A 16,437-nucleotide genomic window follows, 5' to 3' on the forward strand; every position below is an offset into this window, starting at 1 on the left:
AAGAAGTTGGACTTTCGTAATGACGTATTTTCTTATATTCAAAAAGACAACTTAATAAGCAAAGGAGATCGACTTCTTGTTGCATGTTCTGGGGGCGCAGATTCAATTGCGCTCCTCACTTTTTTGCACAAACAAAAAGATTCTCTCGCAATCGAGATTGGTTGTATTCATGCTAATCATGGTCTTAGAGGGGAAGAGTCAGACGTAGATGAACGTTTTGTAAAGTCTGTGTGCGACAATTGGAACATTCCCTTTCATAGTACAACGCTAGCTATACAAAGCATCCTCCTTCGTGAAAATGGAAACCTACAAGATATATGTCGCCGTGAACGTTATCACTTTTTTGAACAAGTGATGGAGGAATGTAATTACAGCAAACTTGTAGTAGCACATCACGCCGATGACCAAGTAGAATCTGTATTGATGGGTTTAACGAGGGGAACAAGATCGAATGGGATGTATGCGAAGCGTCAATTTGGTACCGGTAAATTAATTCGTCCGTTTTTATCTGTCACACGAAAACAAATAGAACAATATTTAAATGAACAACACATTACATATCGTGAAGATTCGAGTAATAAAAAGGATACATATACGCGTAATCGATTCCGCCACCATATCGTACCGCTTGTCCAAGAAGAAAACCCGAATGTATCAGTGGCTATTACCAAATGGACACAGCAACAGCAACAAGATGAGCAATTGCTGGATAAGCTCGCCGTGACGGAATATGAAAAAATCATTCGTTCATCGGCCACTCATTCACTGACAATAGACCTAGAACAATTTCAAGGTATCGAGGTTGCTTTACAAAAAAGAGTAGTTCTACTACTATTAAACTATCTATACCCTACTGAAAGTTTATGGTTAAGCCATTCACTTATTGATCAAATCCATAACCAGTGTCTCGAACGTGATGGTTCAAGTGAGATTCATCTTCCAAATGGAAGAAAAGGTTTCCGCCACTACTCGACGATGCGGTTTTCTTTGGATGAAGCAAGCACACCGACAACCCCTACTGAAAGTGTTATTGTCATGGGGGAGTGGGTAACTGTCGGCTTGGACTTACGGATAAAGATGATTAATCGAGAAGCTGCGATTAATAGGGACAACGGATGGTATGTAACACTTAATCTAAGTGAACTACCTATTCATGTTCGGGGAAGACAACCGGGAGACCGATTGCTACTCAAAGGAATGGAAGAATCTAAGCGTTTGTCGCGTTTAATGATTGATGAAAAAGTTCCTCGACATAACCGTCAGGCTGTTCAATTGCTTGTCACACATCAAGGAGAGATAATTGGTGTACCAGGCGTGCGATTAGGTTCGCGTTTTACTAAACAGCCACATGAAGGTTGGACGCATCAGTTCATGATTGAAAAAGAGAGCCACTAAGCTCAAGGAGGAACCAATATGTTAGAAAAAGATATTCAAGAAGTATTGATTTCTGAAGAACAGCTACAAACAAAGATTCGTGAATTAGGAGAAGTGTTAACGGCTGATTACAACGATAAATTCCCACTCGCAATTGGCGTATTAAAAGGCGCTATGCCATTTATGGCAGATCTTATGAAACGTATGGATATTTACATGGAAATTGATTTCATGGACGTTTCAAGTTACGGAAATGCCACAGTTTCTTCAGGCGAAGTGAAAATTGTAAAAGATTTAAACACAAGTGTTGAGGGCCGTGACGTGTTGATTCTAGAAGATATTATCGACAGCGGGTTAACACTTAGCTATTTAGTGGACCTTTTTAAATACCGTAAAGCAAAATCGATTAAAGTCGTGACATTACTAGACAAACCAACGGGTCGTAAAGTAGATTTACAAGCTGATTACGTTGGATTTATTGTGCCTGATGCTTTTGTTGTAGGGTACGGATTAGACTACATGGAAAAATATCGTAACTTACCTTATGTAGGCGTATTGAAGAAAGAAGTTTACTCGTTTTAATAGAGTGGGTAGAATTTCTGACATAAATTAAAGAATAACGTGTAAAAGGCAAGGCATATCGTTGTACCCTTTTTTCTACGTATGATAAGATTATCAATAGTTTTTCTGTATATTTCTTGAGGGGGTTCATGATGAATCGAATATTTCGATACACCATATTTTATTTATTAATTTTCCTCGTAATTATTGGGATTTTTGGTACGTTTAACAGCGGGAAAGACCCAACCAAAGAAGTCAATTACGGCGAGTTTCTTACTGCGTTAGAAAGTGGCAAGGTTACTGAGTTCTCAATGCAACCAGATCAAGGGGTGTATGAAGTTCGAGGTAAAATGGAAGGTTATAAAAAAGACGAAGAGTTCATCACTGCCATTACGATGGATGATCCTACAGTCTTAACGACCATTCGCGAAGCTGCCAAAACGAATGATGTAAAAGTTTTACCAGCACCTGAAACAAGCGGATGGGTGCAATTCTTTACCGGCTTAATTCCATTCATCATTATCTTTATCTTGTTCTTCTTCTTGTTGAACCAAGCTCAAGGTGGCGGTAATAAAGTAATGAGTTTCGGTAAGAGCAAAGCAAAATTATATGATAATGAAAAGAAAAAAGTTCGTTTTGACGATGTTGCTGGAGCAGACGAAGAGAAACAAGAACTTGTAGAAGTGGTTGAATTCTTAAAAGACCCTCGCAAATTCGATGCCATTGGTGCTCGTATTCCTAAAGGGATTCTTCTAGTCGGTCCTCCAGGTACTGGTAAAACGTTGCTTGCTCGTGCTGTTGCAGGCGAATCAGGCGTTCCATTCTTCTCAATCAGTGGTTCAGACTTTGTTGAAATGTTTGTTGGGGTTGGTGCATCTCGTGTGCGTGACCTTTTCGAAAATGCAAAGAAAAATGCGCCATGTATCATTTTCATCGATGAAATTGATGCAGTTGGTCGTCAACGTGGAGCAGGTCTTGGTGGTGGACACGATGAGCGTGAACAAACCTTGAACCAATTACTTGTTGAAATGGATGGTTTCGGAGCGAACGAAGGTATTATTATCGTCGCAGCAACGAACCGACCAGATATTTTAGATCCAGCTCTTCTTCGTCCAGGTCGTTTTGACCGTCAAATCACGGTTGGTCGCCCAGACGTTAAAGGTCGTGAAGCTGTACTAAGAGTACACGCACGTAACAAACCTTTAGAAGATGAAGTAGATTTCAAAGCGATTGCACAACGTACTCCAGGATTTTCTGGTGCGGATTTAGAAAATCTTCTGAACGAAGCAGCTTTAGTTGCTGCTCGTAGTAACAAGAAGAAGATTGATATGCTAGATATTGATGAAGCGACTGACCGTGTCATTGCAGGTCCTGCTAAAACGGGTAAAGTCATTTCTAAAAAAGAACGTAATATTGTTGCCTACCACGAAGCGGGACACGTAGTAATTGGATTAACTTTAGATGATGCAGAAATTGTACATAAAGTAACCATCGTTCCACGTGGTCAAGCAGGCGGTTATGCGGTTATGTTACCAAAAGAAGATCGTTACTTTATGACTAAACCAGAGTTACTTGATAAAATTTCTGGTTTACTTGGTGGACGTGTAGCTGAGGATGTTGTCTTCGGTGAAGTCTCAACCGGTGCTCATAATGACTTCCAACGTGCGACGAGTATTGCTCGAAGCATGGTGACAGAATACGGAATGAGCGATAAACTCGGACCGATGCAGTTTGGTCAAGCGCAAGGCGGTAACGTCTTCTTAGGTCGTGACTTTAACTCTGAACAAAACTATTCAGATGCGATTGCTTACGAAATTGACCAAGAAATGCAAATTATGATTAAAGAGCAATACGCCCGTACAAAAGAAATTTTGACGGAAAAACGTGAATTGCTTGAGCTCATTGCAACTACACTTCTTGAAGTGGAAACATTAGATGCTGGGCAAATTATGCACTTAAAAGAGCATGGTACTTTACCGGTTCGCCCGGTTAAGCAACCAATACTTGAAGAAGCAGATGTGGCAACGGCAAAGGTTGACGAAGTAACACCAGATGTTACAGGCGCACCAAACGACCCATCTACAGCCAATTTACCGAAGGAAGAAACGACAGTTGAACCTTCGCGTGACATTAAAGAAGATCGTAAATAACGCATAATACACAAAAAGCTGATTGACCTCCCTTTGCGGAAGTCAATCAGCTTTTTTATGCATAGATAATTGTGGTATGATGACTTACAGAAAAGCAGAGGTTTGAACTGGCTCTGGTAGACGCTGAAAAGTCTTGAAAGCCAGGATAGGCAGACTGGCATGCAGAAGCAATCGATAAATAGAATTTGTGAGGTACAATAATGATACTCGTTTTAGATACTGGAAATACGAATATTGTGCTGGGTGTTTATCATTCAGATGAATTAATTCATCATTGGCGCATGGAAACCGATCGTTACAAAACGGAAGACGAATACGGCATGCAAGTTAAGTCCTTATTTACTCATGCGGGTATCGAGTTTAGTCAAATTCATGGCATCATCATTTCGTCCGTTGTTCCGTCGATCATGTTCTCGTTAGAGCGCATGTGTCAAAAATACTTTGGCCTCAAACCGCTTGTCGTTGGTCCGGGTGTAAAAACAGGGTTGAATATTAAATATGAAAACCCTCGCGAGGTTGGAGCTGACCGCATTGTCAACGCCGTGGCAGCGATAGAAGAATATGGACCACCCCTTATTATTGTGGATTTTGGAACAGCCACAACCTATTGTTATATAAATGAAAAAGGTGAATATATGGGAGGCGCGATTGCTCCTGGTATTGGGATATCAACCGAAGCGTTATTTACTAAAGCATCCAAATTGCCACGAATTGAATTAACAAAACCAGAAAATGTAGTTGGAAAAAATACAGTTTCGGCTATGCAAGCTGGTATTGTTTATGGCTACGTCGGGCAAGTTGAAGGTATTGTATCGCGTATGAAAGCACAAAGTAAAGAGCAGCCAACGGTCATTGCGACTGGTGGAATGGCTAATTTAATTGCGTCGGAATCGACAGTAATTGATAAAATTGATCCGTATTTAACTTTAAAAGGACTGCACATCATATACGAACGTAACCAATAAGAAAAGAGGTACCAAAAAATGAATGATTATTTAGTAAGAGCTTTAGCGTTTGATGGAAAAGTGAGAGCTTTTTCTGTCCGTACAACAGATACAATAAGTGAAGCACAGCAGCGTCATGCAACATGGCCAACTGCATCAGCGGCACTCGGTCGATCGATGACTGCAGGTGTCATGATGGGTGCCATGTTAAAAGGTGAAGATAAACTGACGGTTAAGGTAGAAGGAAAAGGTCCAATTGGTGCCATTGTCGTCGATAGTAACTCAAAAGGAGAAGTACGTGGGTATGTTTCACAACCACAAACGCACTTTGATTTAAATGAACACGGCAAACTGGATGTGAAACGGGCTGTAGGAACTGATGGTATGTTGACGATTGTCAAAGATCTAGGCATGCGCGATTTCTTTACAGGGTCAGTACCGCTTGTATCAGGTGAATTAGGCGAAGATTTCACTTATTATTTTGCATCGTCTGAACAAGTTCCGTCTTCCGTGGGGTTAGGCGTGTTAGTTAATCCGGATAATACAATTTTGGCATCAGGCGGATTTATCATTCAGTTAATGCCAGGAATTGAAGATGACACAATTTCTATTATTGAAGAAAAACTAAGCTCGATGGAGCCTGTTTCTACATTAATTGCAAAAGGGTTATCTCCTGAAGAATTATTGGAAGAAATTTTAGGTAAAGAAAATGTCCGAGTACTAGATAAAATGCCGGTTTCATTTGAATGTAATTGTTCGAAGGACCGTTTTGGTACAGCGATTTTAGCGTTAGGTGCAGATGAAATCCAAGAAATGATTGACGATGACGGCAAAGCAGAAGCACAATGTCATTTCTGTATGGAAACATATGATTATTCTCAACAAGAACTGGAATCATATATAGATGAAATCAAATCATAACCATATAGGTCGTTCTCATGATGAGCGACCTGCTCAGAAAAAATTGAAAACAAAGCCAGTTCTTATTGTGTTGGGTATATTATTGCTCGGCAACTTGTTGTGGTTCATCGCATGGTTGATTCCAAACGGACCAACTAATGAGAATGAAGTTGTAGCGTCAGTTGGGAAAGAGCAAATTTTCCGTGAAGACTGGATGGTCGCGATGGAAGAGCAGTATGGAAAAGAGACACTACTTGAAATGGTAAACGCTCAAGTAATGAACACGGCTGCTAATAAATACGAAATAAAAGTAACGGATAAAGAAATAGATTTAGAACTTTCCTTAATCCGAACTGCTCAAGATAGTACGGGATCACAAGGTCAGTCTTTGAACAGTGAGATGCAACGTCAAAAAATACGCGGCCAATTAATACTAGACAAAGTGTTAACAAAAGACGTGGTGATTGAAGACGAGCAAATCAAAGCATTTTATAATGAAAACCAGGCTCTATACAATATTCCTACTACGTATCAAGCGAGTTTGATTGTTTTACAGACAATATCAGATGCGCAGGAGGCTGTAAATGAACTTGACAATGGTTCTTCATTTGATGTGTTAGCGCGTGAACGCTCAGTGGATACTTCTTCGGCAAGTCTTGGTGGGGATATCGGATTTATTTCGGAAGGTCAAGAGAATGTTGATGCTTCAGTTGTGGAAGCAGCTAGCAAACTAGAAGTAGACCAATGGAGTAGTCCCGTTTCACTGGCAGACGATCGATATGGTGTCGTTTATTTGAAAGATATTGCAGAAGGTCAAGAATTCACATATGAAGATGTCAAAAATCATATTAAGCGTGAATTGGCGTTGGAACAATTACCACAATCCGTTTCTCCAGAAGCATTTTGGAATGAATTTGACACACAATGGTTTTATGGTGAATGACCCGAAATGCTGAAAACGCCACTCTAGCTCGACTCCATGAAATGTGGAACAGGCTACTCTAATCCGTCTCTGGCGCTGGAGCGACTGAATCGAAAACGTGTTTTCGAATGAAGGTGCGAAGCTTAAGAGTGGATTGGCCTGTGCAACTGGACATCGACGGTGGAAGAAACGAATCGAAAACCCGTTTTCGAATGAGTTTCTGAAGCGGAGGTGCGAGCTGGCGTTTGAAGCTGGACACCGAAATGCTGAAAACGCCACTCTAGCTCGACTCCGACGGTGGAAGAAACGAATCGAAAACCCGTTTTCGAATGAGTTTCTGAAGCGGAGGTGCGAGCTGGCGTTTGAAGCTAGACACCGAAATGCTGAAAACACCCAAACGTTGGAATAATTCATAAAAATACGTGAAGTTACGTATGATAGCGGTATACCCAAGCAGTTTTCTGATTCGTTCAGGTGGCTGCTTTTTGTTTGCGAAAAGTCAGAAAAATTGGTAGGATTAAGAGGATAAAAAAACCAATTGAACTACTAGGGATTAGGAGTGAGAAAATGACGCGAGTAGGTAATTCAGTAGCAGATTTAGTAGGAAAAACACCGATTGTGAAATTAAACCGTCTGACAGGACCTGAAGATGCAGAGGTTTATTTAAAGTTAGAATTCTTCAACCCAAGTAGTAGTGTGAAAGATCGTATTGCTCTTTCAATGGTTGAAGCGGCTGAACGTGATGGAAAGTTAAAACAAGGTGATACGATTATTGAACCGACGAGCGGTAACACGGGAATAGGACTTGCAATGATCGCTGCAGCGAAAGGCTACAAATCTGTACTCGTTATGCCTGAAACGATGAGTATGGAGCGACGTAATTTGTTACGTGCATATGGCGCAGAATTAGTGTTAACTCCTGGGCCAGACGGAATGAAGGGCGCTATAGCGAAAGCAACTGAACTAGCAGAAGAAAAAGGCTGGTATATGCCTCAACAATTTAACAATTTAGCAAATCCAGAAGTACATCGTTTAACAACTGGACCGGAAATTGTAGAAGCGATGGATCAACTAGATGCTTTTATTTCAGGTATTGGTACAGGTGGAACGATAACGGGTGCTGGCGAAGTATTGAAAAAGCACTTCCCAGGCATTGAAATTGTAGCAGTTGAGCCAAAAGATTCGGCTATTTTATCAGGTGGTCAACCAGGACCTCATAAAATCCAAGGAATTGGAGCCGGTTTTGTGCCTGAAGTGTTGAACACTGACATTTACGATAGCATCATTCAAGTGTCGAATGAAGAAGCATATGAAACAGCACGAAAAGTAGCACGTGAAGAAGGCATTCTTGGTGGTGTTTCGTCAGGAGCCGCTGTGCATGCTGCATTAGAAGTAGCGCGCAGACTGGGTAAAGGCAAAAAAGTTTTAGCTATTCTTCCTTCAAATGGAGAGCGCTATTTAAGTACACCACTGTATCAATTTGATGACTAACCATACTAGATGAAGAGAGAGCGGAGACGTTCTCTCTTTTTTGTGGCGTTTAACTAGTCATTCACGATAAGATGAAAGCGAGAATTGTTTTCAGGGGGAGAATGGACATGCGTGATGTTCAATTACATACAACAAAGATTTCATTAAATAAAGATGAATTTTATTATGCTTATAAAGAGTTAAGTCAATTTGAAACTCACCACATCTTGATGGAAAGTGGACGTGGGGGACAATTCAGTGTGGCGGCATGGAATCCATTAGCCATTATCGAATCAACAGAAAGTGGCTTGCGTATTAAGTGGCGTGATGGAAAAGTAGAAGAAAGACACGGCGAAGCTCTGCAATTAGTCGAAAAGTTAGTGGAAGAATATCAATTTGCACATATCGCAGATTTACCAGATTTCCAAGGCGGTGCGGCAGGGTTCATTACGTACGACTATGCTCGACAAATTGAAACGATGCCTAACGATACGGAAGATGATATGCATATTCCTGACTTGTTTTTCTACTTGCTTGATCAATGGGCAGTTTTAGACATTGACAAAGAACAAGTGCATATCATGCATATATCGACAGCTGATGTTGATTTGCCAGCCGAAAGTGAAAAATGGAGACAAGCTGCTAAGAAAGGTTTAGAGACTCGAGTGTTTACCGCGGGCGGTGCGACAGAAGTGCCTGACGACCAGACTGAGCTACATGTCTCGATGACTGGGGACGTTTTTGAAGAAGCGGTGCGTAGCATTCAGGCGTATATTAGCCAAGGGGATGTGTTCCAAGTAAACTTGTCCGTCCGTCAATCGAAGGAGCTAAGCGTTTCTCCAGTGACGTATTATGAAGCTTTGCGTTCGTTTAATCCTTCGCCTTACATGGCATTTATTCAATCTCCGGAGTTTGCAGTTGTGTCAGGTTCACCTGAGTTACTAGTGAAGAAAAAAGGCGACGAATTATCGACTCGTCCAATCGCTGGTACACGTCCTCGCGGGGAAAATGAACAGGAAGATGAGCGTCTTGCCAAAGAATTAATTGATAATGAAAAAGAACGCGCAGAACATGTCATGTTGGTTGATTTAGAACGCAATGATTTAGGGCGTGTTTCGGCGTATGGTTCTGTTGAAGTAAATGAATTCATGGTTATCGAAAAATATTCACACGTCATGCATATTGTGTCAAACGTTAGAGGAACACTAGCTGCAGATACGTCGAACGCTGAAGTTATTCGCGCGGTGTTTCCTGGGGGAACCATTACAGGAGCGCCGAAAATCCGAACAATGGAAATTATTGAAGAACTTGAACCGGTCAGACGTGGTTTATATACAGGTTCAATCGGTTGGCTCGGTTACACAGGCGATTTGGAATTCAATATCGTTATTCGTACAGCGTTTGTAAAAGACGGAATCGCACATATTCAAGCAGGAGCGGGTATTGTTATTGACTCCAGTCCGGAAAATGAGTACATCGAATCGTTAAATAAAGCAAAAGCACTGTGGCAAGCAAAATCAATGGCGGAGGGAGTGGGGAACAAATGATTTTAATGATCGATAACTACGATTCATTTACCTATAACTTAGTTCAATATTTTGGTGAACTTGGAAAAGACTTAGTCGTTAAGCGCAATGATGAATTGACGATTGCTAATATTGAATCGTTAAAACCTGAAATGATTGTTGTTTCTCCAGGACCTTGTACGCCGAATGATGCAGGCATCAGCCTAAATGTTATCACTCACTTTGCCGGAAAGATTCCGATTTTTGGTGTCTGTCTGGGTCATCAATCGATTGGACAAGCATTCGGTGGGAACGTTATTCGAGCGGAGCGCTTAATGCATGGCAAAACATCGCCGGTTCATCACGATGGAAAAGGTGTAAATACAGGAATGCCCAACCCATTTCAAGCAACTCGTTATCATTCGTTAATTGTTGAAAAAGAATCGTTTCCCGATTGTTTAGAAGTGACGTCTTGGACCGCTGAAGGCGAGATCATGGGTCTTCGTCATCGGGAGTTTGCTATTGAAGGCGTTCAGTATCATCCTGAATCAATCATGACTGAAGAAGGCAAACAGTTACTTCGTAATTTTATTCAGACGTATTGCCAGCCGGCGAAGAAGCAGGAAGTGTAATGTGGGCTTGGATGAATGGAGAGTTTGTGAAAGCAGATGAGTTGCGTATCTCGCCTTTTGACCACGGGTTTTTATATGGTTTAGGCTTTTTCGAAACATTTCGTACGTATGAAGGACAACCTTTCTTACTCGAAGAACATATAGAACGTTTGCGAAAGGCGCTCGATGAATTTCGGATTGATGTCGAATTGGATGTAGATAAACTGACGGCAATTATATGTGAATTAAATGCGCGAAGTGGTGGAGAAGACGGTTATTTTCGACTGAATGTATCTGCTGGCGTGCATGATATTGGGTTAGCACCATCTGTTTATGAAAAACCAACAGTGATTTTGTTCAGAAAAAACTTACCGCCATTGACGCGTGGGAAAGAAAAATCAGCTGTGTGGTTAAAAACTCGACGCAATACACCAGAAAGTGAACAACGCTATAAATCGCATCATTATGCAAATAATGTCCTGGCGCGCTTAGAGTTGCCATCACTTGCCGAACAGGAAGGCTTCTTTTTAACAGGCGAAGGGCATGTAGCGGAAGGCATCACTTCCAATATTTTTTGGGTGAAAGACGGGGGTTTGTATACTCCTGCCCTCGAAACGGGAATATTAGCTGGAATTACACGCGACTGGGTGATTTGGGAAGCACACTCACTTGGAATTAATGTGGTGGAAGGCTTATTTACTCCTGATAAGCTAGAAGCGGCTGAAGAAGTATTTGTGACAAATGCCGTACAAGAGTTGGTACCCATTCTTCAACTTGGATCAAGTCGGTTCGCCGGAAGAAATGGAATGCTTTACACAAAGTTACACGAACTTTATGTGAAACAAGTGGAACAGACAAGCAAGGAGCGATAAAGGTGAATTTAACAAACTATACAAAAGCGTTAGAAGTGAATGGGACGGTTTTTGATTTTCATAAAGAAACTATGGTTATGGGGATATTAAATGTAACCCCTGACTCATTCTCCGATGGCGGCCGATATGATGCGGTAGAAGCGGCAGTCATTCATGCAAAGAAAATGGTTGCTGACGGAGCGAAAATAATTGATGTCGGTGGAGAATCAACTCGACCAGGGCACGCTGCTGTCGGTCTTGAAGAAGAACTCGCGCGTGTCATTCCAGTTATACAGGCTTTATCTAGGGAACTCGATGTTGCCATATCGATTGATACATATAAAGCAGAAGTGGCGGAAGCTGCCATACTAGCTGGTGCTCATATTATTAATGATGTTTGGGGTGCTAAGCGTGAACCTGCTATAGCAGAAGTGGCAGCAAGACTCGGTGTGCCGATTTTATTGATGCATAACCGTGATAACACGGACTACACTGATTTCTGGCCGGACGTACGCAAGGATTTAGAAGAAAGTATCCAAATTGCCAAAGACGCAGGCGTTCCAAACCATCATATTTGGCTAGATCCAGGCATTGGATTTGCTAAAACAACACAACAAAATATTTTGATGATGCAACATGTACAAGATGTTGTCGACATGGGATATCCCGTGTTGCTAGGAACATCTCGCAAGTCTACAATTGGCAAAGTCTTAAATCTGCCGGTTAATGAGCGTTTAGAAGGAACTGCAGCAACGGTTTCCTTTGGTATTATGCATGGATGTCACATGATGCGAGTTCATGACGTCAAAGAAATTGTTCGTACTGTTCGCATGATGGATGTATTGACGGGCAAACAACTATATATAGAAAGTTAAGGGTGAATGAAATGGATTATATTCATGTGAACGACATGGAATTTTGGGGAAATCATGGTGTATTTGCTGAAGAAACGAAACTAGGCCAACGATTCCGCGTAACACTTTCTCTAGCTGTTGATTTACAAGAAGCTGGTCAAACGGACAATTTAGACAAAACCGTTAACTATGCCGAAGCGTTCTTCATTTGCCAAAAGATTGTTGAAGGTCAACCGGTTAAGTTAGTGGAGGCTGTGGCAGAGCGTATTGCAACAGAAATTTTAACGACTTTCAAAGATCGCGTTAAAGGCTGTAAAGTAATCGTTATTAAACCAGACCCGCCAATTCCTGGTCATTATCGATCGATATCTGTTGAAATCACGAGAGGCGATTATGTATGAACACCGCATATCTTTCGTTAGGTTCGAATCTCGGAAATCGTTTTGAGATGTTGCAAGATGCTATTCGAATGTTGCAGGAAAAACCCGCGGTAAAAGTAACTCGTGTTTCTTCTGTTTATGAAACCGACCCTGTAGGATACACTGAACAAGCAACGTTTTTAAATGTAGTCGTCGAAATAAAGAGTAATTTGTCCGCAGAAGAAATCCTTTTTATTTGCTTAGATACTGAGCAAACTCTAGGGAGAATTCGTGAATTCCGCTGGGGACCTAGGTGTATAGACCTTGACATTTTGCTCTATAATGACGAAAATATGGAGTCAGAGAGCTTAACAGTACCTCATCCGCGTATGCATGAGAGAGGATTCGTTCTCATTCCGTTAATTGAATTGGTACCTAATGGTATTCATCCAGTAACGGGTGTGTCTTTTAGCGAGTATGCAAAAGGACAGAAAGAAGGCGTTCACGTATGGAAAACAATCGATGGGGTCGACGCATTCGTGCGTTCAGAAAACTAAAAGGGATGAAGCAACTCGACTTTGCCGGAAAGATAGGCATGTCAACATCGATTTTAGGTCAAATCGAACGTGGTACTCGAATACCAACAATAGAACAACTAGATACTATGGCATTAGTGCTTCATATAGAGGTAAAAGAGTTAATGGGTGAAACGAATTCACAAGGAAAGGAGGGTTAACAATGACAAAGATGAGTGATAAGCCATTTCAAATTGGTAAGCATGTAATGGATAACCGAGTAGTTTTAGCACCAATGGCTGGTATTTGTAACTCGGCATTCCGTTTAACGGTCAAGGAATTCGGTGCAGGTCTCGTTTATGCAGAGATGATTAGTGATAAAGGCATTGTGCAGAAAAACGAAAAGACGATGAACATGTTATATATTGACGACAGAGAAAACCCATTGTCATTACAAATTTTTGGTGGAGACAAAGATACACTTGTGGAAGCTGCGAAATATGTAGACCAAAACACGACAGCAGATATTATCGATATTAACATGGGATGCCCAGTATCGAAAATTATCAAATGTGAAGCGGGCGCGAAGTTATTACTAGATCCAGAAAAAATTTACGAAATGGTTGCCGCAGTTGTCGACAACGTTAAAAAACCAGTAAGTGTGAAAATGCGTACTGGATGGGATCTTGATCATTTATATGCAGTTCAAAACGCACAAGCAGTTGAACGTGCGGGCGGATCAGCGGTTGCTGTTCACGGTCGTACGCGTGTACAAATGTATGAAGGTCACGCTGACTGGGATATCATTCGCCAAGTGAAAGAGAATGTTAAGATTCCGGTTATTGGTAACGGGGATGTAGAAACGCCTCAAGATGCGAAGCGTATGTTAGAAGAAACAGGCGTGGATGCTGTCATGATCGGTCGCGCAGCTTTAGGTGACCCTTGGATGATTTACCGCACAGTTGAATACTTGGAGTCTGGTGAATTAAAACCGGAACCATCTGTTCGCGAGAAAATGGATGTATGCTTACTTCACTTCGAACGTTTAATGGCACTTAAAGGTGAACATGTTGCTGTTCGAGAAATGCGTAAACATGCATCATGGTACTTAAAAGGCATCCGTGGAAACGGTAAAGCGCGTAATTTGATTAACCAAACTGAATCTGCACTAGAACTACGCACATTCATTAACAACTTTGCGGAAGAGCAAATGGCTTTAGGTCGTGAACTAGAAACAAGCATTATGTAAAACAAGGAGAGCTGTCACTTTCGTGATAGCTCTTTTATATATAGAAGAAACTTTTCAGAATTATAGAAATATCTATAGATTTAACCGAAAAATGCGATAAGACGTGAAGACGATTGTGAAATTGTGTACAATAGGTTCATTATGAATGGCTAGCTACTACGAACAAATTGTATTTTTCATTCGATTTTTTCTAAATCGAATGTAGTCTAATGAGTTCTACTTAGCTTTCCGTTAAATGGTTAAACGGAGCTATCAAAAGAAAAGGGAGTGAAATGAATATGTCACATTTAGATGAAACAGAAACAAATGATCAACTTTTGGTGAGACGCCAAAAGATGACTTCGATAAGTGAAAGTGGACTGGATCCATTTGGTGGGCGTTATGAACGTACACATTTGTCTACAGGAATTCATGAAGAGTTTGAGCAGTTTTCAAAAGAACAATTAGAAGAAGAACCACGTGAAGTAACGATTGCTGGAAGAATCATGACAAAGCGCGGAAAAGGGAAAGCTGGATTTGCGCATCTTCAAGACTTCGGCGGTCAAGTTCAAATTTATGTACGTAAAGATGCAATTGGCGATGATGCTTACCATTTGTTTACTACGGCTGACTTAGGTGATATTGTCGGCGTTCGAGGGAATCTTTTCCGTACACAAGTAGGCGAGCTTTCGGTAAAAGCAATTGAATTTACCTTCCTAACAAAAGCACTACGTCCGATGCCGGAAAAATTCCACGGCTTAAAAGATGTGGAACAACGTTACCGTCAACGCTACCTAGACTTACTTACTAGTCAAGAAAGCAAAAATACATTTATTACACGTAGCCGTATCATTCAATCGATGCGTCGTTACTTAGATGCACAAGGTTTCTTGGAAGTGGAAACACCACTTATGCACGCAATAGCGGGTGGAGCGACAGCGCGTCCGTTTATTACACATCATAACGCCTTAGACATGACGTTATATATGCGTATTGCAATTGAGCTACACTTGAAACGATTAATCGTGGGCGGCTTAGAAAAAGTATATGAAATCGGACGCGTATTCCGAAATGAAGGAATTTCAACGAGACACAACCCGGAATTTACAATGCTTGAGTTGTATGAAGCGTATGCAGATTACAACGACATCATGGCGTTAACTGAAAACGTAATCGCACACGTAGCACAAGATGTACTTGGAACTACGAAAGTGATGTACGGAGAAGATGAGATTGATTTATCTCCTGGTTGGAAACGTCTACACATGGCAGATGCAGTTAAAGAAACAACTGGCGTTGATTTCTGGGTAGAGATGACGAAAGAACAAGCTCACGCGTTTGCGAATGAGCACGGCGTGGATGTTAAACCTTCTATGGAAGCGGGACATGTACTAAATGAATTCTTTGAACAAAAAGTCGAAGAGTCATTAGTTCAACCTACATTCATTTATGGTCACCCGGTGGAAATCTCACCATTAGCTAAGAAAAATCCACAAGACGGTCGTTTCACAGATCGCTTTGAGTTATTTATTGTTCGTCGTGAACACGCAAATGCTTTTACTGAATTAAACGACCCAATCGATCAACGTGAACGTTTCGAAGCTCAACTTGTCGAAAAAGAAGCAGGTAATGATGAAGCACATGAAATGGATGATGATTTTATCGAAGCTTTAGAATACGGAATGCCTCCAACTGGCGGACTAGGTATCGGTATCGATCGTTTAATTATGCTATTAACGAATTCACCATCGATTCGCGATGTGCTATTATTCCCACAAATGCGTCACCGTGACTAATACAATTAGAAAAAGCTAGAAGCGATTCTAGCTTTTTCTTTTTTATTTCATAAAAGGCTTGCCTCGTCCAATAGATGGTGGTATATTAATCAAGTTGCTAATTTAAGTGCGACAAAGTGAATGAAAATAGCAAAACTTTTTGTTGACATGACAAACGGAATTTGTTATGATATAAAAGTTGTCGTCGCGAGAGTGACCAACTAATGAACCTTGAAAACTGAACAGCAAAACGTCAACTAACAAGCGGAACGCACTTCGGTGCCGGAAGCACAAACGTTTTCTTACGCCGACACCTGTTGGTATTGAAAACAAACTTGAACTTAACCGTTCATTATAAACGTCAAATTTTTGACGCCAGCAACAAAGTCGAGCTAATCGACTCACCTATTATGGAGAG

16 protein-coding genes are annotated in these 16,437 nt (G+C 41.1%); all 16 read left to right on the plus strand.

Annotation, left to right across the window (positions count from 1 at the left end; all coding sequences use genetic code 11):
• Positions 1-6 precede the first annotated feature (6 nt).
• Positions 7-1,395, plus strand: coding sequence for a tRNA lysidine(34) synthetase TilS (tilS, locus tag ACFPYN_RS09225; protein ID WP_377733722.1), 1,389 nt, complete (start codon positions 7-9; stop codon positions 1,393-1,395).
• A gap of 18 nt (positions 1,396-1,413) precedes the next feature.
• The gene (hpt, locus tag ACFPYN_RS09230) at positions 1,414-1,956 is read left to right on the plus strand and encodes a hypoxanthine phosphoribosyltransferase (RefSeq protein WP_024536356.1); all 543 of its coding nucleotides are present in this window, start codon (positions 1,414-1,416) and stop codon (positions 1,954-1,956) included.
• 131 nt (positions 1,957-2,087) lie between these two features.
• Positions 2,088-4,085 (plus strand): ATP-dependent zinc metalloprotease FtsH, encoded by a 1,998-nt coding sequence (gene ftsH, locus ACFPYN_RS09235; RefSeq protein ID WP_377733723.1) that lies wholly within the window; start codon positions 2,088-2,090, stop codon positions 4,083-4,085.
• Positions 4,086-4,285: 200 nt separating this feature from the next.
• Complete coding sequence (locus tag ACFPYN_RS09240) at positions 4,286-5,050, plus strand: type III pantothenate kinase (RefSeq protein WP_377733724.1); 765 nt, start codon at positions 4,286-4,288, stop codon at positions 5,048-5,050.
• An 18-nt stretch (positions 5,051-5,068) separates the two neighbouring features.
• Positions 5,069-5,950 (plus strand): Hsp33 family molecular chaperone HslO, encoded by an 882-nt coding sequence (gene hslO / locus ACFPYN_RS09245; RefSeq protein ID WP_377733725.1) that lies wholly within the window; start codon positions 5,069-5,071, stop codon positions 5,948-5,950.
• Positions 5,934-6,872 carry a peptidyl-prolyl cis-trans isomerase gene (locus tag ACFPYN_RS09250; RefSeq protein WP_377733726.1) on the plus strand — a complete coding sequence of 313 codons (939 nt, stop codon included), beginning with the start codon at positions 5,934-5,936 and terminating at the stop codon, positions 6,870-6,872. Before hslO ends, ACFPYN_RS09250 begins: the two co-directional genes overlap by 17 nt.
• Positions 6,873-7,418: 546 nt before the next feature.
• Entirely contained in the window at positions 7,419-8,342 is a 924-nt protein-coding gene (gene cysK, locus ACFPYN_RS09255) for a cysteine synthase A (RefSeq protein WP_377733727.1), read from the plus strand.
• Between the two features lie 107 nt (positions 8,343-8,449).
• Positions 8,450-9,868, plus strand: a complete 1,419-nt coding sequence (locus ACFPYN_RS09260; protein ID WP_377733728.1) for an anthranilate synthase component I family protein — start codon at positions 8,450-8,452, stop codon at positions 9,866-9,868.
• Positions 9,865-10,458, plus strand: coding sequence for an aminodeoxychorismate/anthranilate synthase component II (pabA, locus tag ACFPYN_RS09265; RefSeq protein WP_377733729.1), 594 nt, complete (start codon positions 9,865-9,867; stop codon positions 10,456-10,458). The genes ACFPYN_RS09260 and pabA overlap by 4 nt, the downstream gene beginning before the upstream one ends.
• Complete coding sequence (gene pabC, locus ACFPYN_RS09270; protein ID WP_377733731.1) at positions 10,458-11,309, plus strand: aminodeoxychorismate lyase; 852 nt, start codon at positions 10,458-10,460, stop codon at positions 11,307-11,309. Before pabA ends, pabC begins: the two co-directional genes overlap by 1 nt.
• 2 nt (positions 11,310-11,311) lie before the next feature.
• A complete protein-coding gene (gene folP / locus ACFPYN_RS09275; protein WP_377733732.1) occupies positions 11,312-12,163 on the plus strand; it encodes a dihydropteroate synthase in 852 nt (283 codons plus the stop codon).
• 11 nt (positions 12,164-12,174) lie between these two features.
• Entirely contained in the window at positions 12,175-12,543 is a 369-nt protein-coding gene (gene folB / locus ACFPYN_RS09280; protein WP_377733733.1) for a dihydroneopterin aldolase, read from the plus strand.
• On the plus strand, positions 12,540-13,058 hold the full coding sequence (folK, locus tag ACFPYN_RS09285) for a 2-amino-4-hydroxy-6-hydroxymethyldihydropteridine diphosphokinase (RefSeq protein WP_377733734.1): 519 nt from the start codon (positions 12,540-12,542) through the stop codon (positions 13,056-13,058). The genes folB and folK overlap by 4 nt, the downstream gene beginning before the upstream one ends.
• Positions 13,010-13,237, plus strand: coding sequence for a helix-turn-helix domain-containing protein (locus tag ACFPYN_RS09290; RefSeq protein WP_377733736.1), 228 nt, complete (start codon positions 13,010-13,012; stop codon positions 13,235-13,237). Before folK ends, ACFPYN_RS09290 begins: the two co-directional genes overlap by 49 nt.
• Positions 13,238-13,239: 2 nt before the next feature.
• Positions 13,240-14,265: a tRNA dihydrouridine synthase DusB gene (gene dusB / locus ACFPYN_RS09295; protein ID WP_377733737.1), complete on the plus strand. Its 1,026-nt coding sequence runs from the start codon at positions 13,240-13,242 to the stop codon at positions 14,263-14,265.
• 278 nt (positions 14,266-14,543) lie between these two features.
• Positions 14,544-16,040 carry a lysine--tRNA ligase gene (gene lysS, locus ACFPYN_RS09300; protein ID WP_377733738.1) on the plus strand — a complete coding sequence of 499 codons (1,497 nt, stop codon included), beginning with the start codon at positions 14,544-14,546 and terminating at the stop codon, positions 16,038-16,040.
• Positions 16,041-16,437 lie beyond the last annotated feature (397 nt).

Origin of the sequence: Paenisporosarcina macmurdoensis, from assembly GCF_042658845.1 — a bacterium.
Classification (GTDB): domain Bacteria; phylum Bacillota; class Bacilli; order Bacillales_A; family Planococcaceae; genus Paenisporosarcina; species Paenisporosarcina macmurdoensis.

Coding starts and splice junctions, on each gene's coding strand:
- cysK (WP_377733727.1), top strand. CDS start 7,419: ATGACGCGAGTAGGTAATTCAGTAGCAGATTTAGTAGGAAAAACACCG.
- ftsH (WP_377733723.1), top strand. CDS start 2,088: ATGAATCGAATATTTCGATACACCATATTTTATTTATTAATTTTCCTC.
- ACFPYN_RS09250 (WP_377733726.1), top strand. CDS start 5,934: ATGAAATCAAATCATAACCATATAGGTCGTTCTCATGATGAGCGACCT.
- hslO (WP_377733725.1), top strand. CDS start 5,069: ATGAATGATTATTTAGTAAGAGCTTTAGCGTTTGATGGAAAAGTGAGA.
- folK (WP_377733734.1), top strand. CDS start 12,540: ATGAACACCGCATATCTTTCGTTAGGTTCGAATCTCGGAAATCGTTTT.
- lysS (WP_377733738.1), top strand. CDS start 14,544: ATGTCACATTTAGATGAAACAGAAACAAATGATCAACTTTTGGTGAGA.
- ACFPYN_RS09260 (WP_377733728.1), top strand. CDS start 8,450: ATGCGTGATGTTCAATTACATACAACAAAGATTTCATTAAATAAAGAT.
- ACFPYN_RS09290 (WP_377733736.1), top strand. CDS start 13,010: ATGGAAAACAATCGATGGGGTCGACGCATTCGTGCGTTCAGAAAACTA.
- ACFPYN_RS09240 (WP_377733724.1), top strand. CDS start 4,286: ATGATACTCGTTTTAGATACTGGAAATACGAATATTGTGCTGGGTGTT.
- folB (WP_377733733.1), top strand. CDS start 12,175: ATGGATTATATTCATGTGAACGACATGGAATTTTGGGGAAATCATGGT.
- pabA (WP_377733729.1), top strand. CDS start 9,865: ATGATTTTAATGATCGATAACTACGATTCATTTACCTATAACTTAGTT.
- dusB (WP_377733737.1), top strand. CDS start 13,240: ATGACAAAGATGAGTGATAAGCCATTTCAAATTGGTAAGCATGTAATG.
- pabC (WP_377733731.1), top strand. CDS start 10,458: ATGTGGGCTTGGATGAATGGAGAGTTTGTGAAAGCAGATGAGTTGCGT.
- hpt (WP_024536356.1), top strand. CDS start 1,414: ATGTTAGAAAAAGATATTCAAGAAGTATTGATTTCTGAAGAACAGCTA.